This window comes from uncultured Tenacibaculum sp., assembly GCF_947495995.1.
GTDB lineage: Bacteria > Bacteroidota > Bacteroidia > Flavobacteriales > Flavobacteriaceae > Polaribacter.
The window spans coordinates 1-1,046 of record NZ_CANMAX010000028.1 but is presented as its reverse complement, the minus strand read 5'-3'; the positions used below and the strand labels follow the sequence as shown (position 1 = coordinate 1,046).

The 1,046-nt window shown below is 40.8% G+C and carries 1 protein-coding gene; it reads right to left on the bottom strand.

What is annotated here, in order from left to right; genetic code table 11:
- The coding region (locus Q1A15_RS20905; protein WP_299628386.1) for a hypothetical protein at positions 1 to 1,046 on the bottom strand (1,046 nt) is incomplete at both ends.

Here is a 1,046-nt window from a genome sequence, read left to right as displayed (position 1 = left end):
GTAACAGTAATTAATCCACCACTTGGAATACTTAAATTACTCCATGTAGCTACATTTCCAGCTGCTGTTCCTCCATTATTAACTGTACCTAAGGTATAGCCTGCTACTGGTAAAGTATCAACGATCTCTACCCCTGTTGCATCACTTGGTCCTGCGTTAGTTATTGTTAATTCAAAGACTAAAACATCACCTACATTTGGGGTAGCACTTCCGCTTGCTAAACCTTTACTAACACTTAAATCTGATTGCTCTACAACTGGAGTAACGCTAGTCTCATCATCATCTGCTAATCCATCTGTTTTATCATCAACTCCTGAACCTGCAGTTGGATCACTATCGGGATCAAACTGATCACTGGCACTAATCTCTGCATTGTTCGTATAACTTACTCCTGCACCTGGCGCATTAACCGTAGCCGTATAACTTACACTAACACTTCCATTGTTGTTTGGAACACTTAAGCCTGTCCAGTTTATCGTTGTTCCGGTCTGTACTCCACTATTGTTAATCGTTGCAATAGTATATCCATTTGGTACAACATCGCGGATACCAACTCCTGTTGCTGGATCTGGACCTGCATTAGTTACTGTAACCGTAAAAGTTACGACATCGCCAACATTTGGTGTACTATCACTGATAACCTTTACAATACTTAAATCTGATTGTTCTGGAACTACTCCAATACTATCCTCATCATCATCTGAAATTCCATCGCCATTATCATCAGTATTAGCATCACTAGTTGGATCACTATCAGGATCAAATTGATCACTTGCTGTAATCTCAGCTGTGTTTATATATTCATTGGCTGCTCCTGTTGGCGCATCAACTACAACATCAAAGGTTAAGGTGATCGTTCCTGAATTTGGAACACTTAAACCTGTCCATGTTACTGTGTTTCCACCACTGATAACTCCTGTGATTCCGCCAACTGTGTTTGGATTGCTTAATCCGCTATATCCCGCTGGAACGACATCGGAAACATTGACTCCCGTAGCTGCATTGGCTCCTGCATTACTAATAGCTAAACTAAAGGTAACTGTATC